Source organism: bacterium, assembly GCA_016873475.1.
GTDB lineage: Bacteria > Krumholzibacteriota > Krumholzibacteriia > JACNKJ01 > JACNKJ01 > VGXI01.
Genome location: VGXI01000362.1, coordinates 1 through 2,059, shown reverse-complemented (window position 1 = coordinate 2,059; position 2,059 = coordinate 1). Strand labels below are relative to the sequence as shown.

The 2,059-nt window shown below is 70.3% G+C and carries 2 protein-coding genes; both read left to right on the top strand.

What is annotated here, in order from left to right; genetic code table 11:
* The first annotated feature begins 283 nt into the window (after nt 1–283).
* Nucleotides 284–823 (top strand): hypothetical protein, encoded by a 540-nt coding sequence (locus FJ251_15775; protein MBM4119160.1) that lies wholly within the window; start codon nt 284–286, stop codon nt 821–823.
* Nucleotides 820–1,878: a radical SAM protein gene (locus tag FJ251_15770; GenBank protein ID MBM4119159.1), complete on the top strand. Its 1,059-nt coding sequence runs from the start codon at nt 820–822 to the stop codon at nt 1,876–1,878. Before FJ251_15775 ends, FJ251_15770 begins: the two co-directional genes overlap by 4 nt.
* Nucleotides 1,879–2,059: the final 181 nt, after the last annotated feature.

The window sequence follows — 2,059 nt, the reverse complement described above, 5'->3', positions numbered from 1 at the left end:
CAGGGGTGAGCCGCGCAGCCGCCGCCCCGTCGTGCGCCGCGAGTGCGGACATCACGCCCTCGATCTCGCTGGGCATCACGATCGACCACGCCGTGGCGATGACCTTGCCCCTGCCGGCGAAGTAGCATCGCGGCGCTTGCGCGCTTGGCCATGCTCGCGCTATGCTTGGGCCGTGCCATTGGGCTCCCCTGGCCCCGTGGCACTGGGCCCAACCGGGAGACTCGCCTAGCGCCCCTCGCTACCGACCCGCCCCTGCTCAGAACCACTCGCGGGAGGTAGTCGGATGATCCGCAAGGAGATCGCTCTCCCCATCGCCGCTGTCGGCTTGGCGGCGGCCTTCCTCATCATTTCCGGCCTCGTTCGCTTGACGCGCGGACACCCCTGGCTGATCCGGCGCAAGCTGCGGATCGGCGCGCTGCTGCTCGGCGTCAATGGCGCTGCGGCGGGCTGCGACCGTGGGGGCGGCGTGACCTGCTATGAGCCGATGCCCCAGAATCGCATCGACTTCGATGCGCCCTTCGAGACGCCCAGCGGCCTCGTCCTCGATCTCGCGGCTGGCAGCGTGCTGACAGGGGAGATCCTCGCACCGACCGGCAGCGCGTTCTCCTTCCAGTTGACCTTCGAGGAGACCGAACTGCAGCGCGGGGACCTCGTACCGCTCGACGGCGCCTTCGACGAATCGAGCGAGGCCTTCAGCCTCACGCTCGATCCCGACCACTTGTCGGCCAGGGGCATGCTTCGCCTGTACCGCAGCGCTGCGGTGGATCTCGAACCGCGCCTGATGATCGAACAGTACGAGCTCACGGTCCTCGGCCGGCCATGAGACGCGCAGCGCGCCCGACACTCGCCGCCGTCGTCTTCGAGGTGACGCCGCGCTGCAACCTCGCCTGCCGCTATTGCTACGCGCCCTGGCAGGCACCCACGCCGCAGATGGTGGCCCCGGCGGCGCCCCGTTTCGCACGCGCGGAGCGCGCGTTGCGCCGTCTCTTCGCAGTGGCCGCGCCGCGCAGCGTCAGCTTCACCGGGGGCGAGCCCTTGCTCGCCGAGCGCCTGCCCGAGCTGGTGCTGCTCTGCCGTCTGCAGGGCGCGGCGGTGAACATCATCAGCAACGGCACCGTGGGCACGCGGGACGATTACTCGGCGCTCGTGGAACTCGGCATGTCGATCTTCGAGCTGCCGCTGCTCTCCGCCGAGTGTGCCGTGCACGATGCGCTCACCGGCAAGCCCGGCTCGTGGCAGCGGGTGCTGCGCTCGCTGGATCAGCTCCAGGCGCTGGGCGCGCGGGTCGTTCCCGTGGTCGTCCTGACGCGCGACAACTGCACGGGACTCGCCGACACCCTCGCCTTCCTCGCGAACCGCGGACTCCGTCAGGTGATGATCAATCGCTTCAATCCCGGTGGTCGCGGACTCGCGGAACTGCCGGCGCTCCTGCCCACGCTGGAGCAGCTGCGCGAGGCTTTCGCGACGGCGGATGCGCAGGCCGCCGCACTGGGACTCAAGCTCACCTCGAATGTCGGCGTCCCCCACTGCCTCGTCGATCCGCACGCCTATCGCCACCTGCGCTTCACGAGCTGCAGCGCCGATGCCGCGCGTCGCCCGCTGGTGCTCGACCTCGACGGCAACCTGCGCCTGTGCAACCACTCGCCAGTTGTCTTCGGCAACCTGTTCGCCGAGCCCCTGGCCGAGCTCCTCGCCTGCGATTACCTGGAACGCTGGCGCCGAACCATCCCGGAAGCCTGCGTGGGTTGCGCTCGCTGGCCGCGCTGCTTCGGCGGCTGCCGCGCCGCGGCCGAGCAGATGGGCGGCACGCTGGCGGACTGCGATCCCTTGCTCGCGATGCACGGCGCGTCCGCTCCCGGGACCGCCGGCCCGCACTGATTGCCGCTGCCCTCTCCTCTAGAGTACAATGGAGGCCGCACCAGTGTCGGGGGAGGTCTCCAATGCGCCGCATCGCCAGCCTGCTCTTCGCTTGCCTGTCGCTGGGCGCCCTCAGCGCCCAGGCCGGCGAAATCCACCCCGCCCTCGCCGCGCAGTTCGCCGGCCTCGGGGCCGAGGAAAA

Excerpts from the sequence above, each read along its gene's own strand:
- FJ251_15775 (MBM4119160.1), top strand. The coding sequence starts at position 284 with ATGATCCGCAAGGAGATCGCTCTCCCCATCGCCGCTGTCGGCTTGGCG.
- FJ251_15770 (MBM4119159.1), top strand. The coding sequence starts at position 820 with ATGAGACGCGCAGCGCGCCCGACACTCGCCGCCGTCGTCTTCGAGGTG.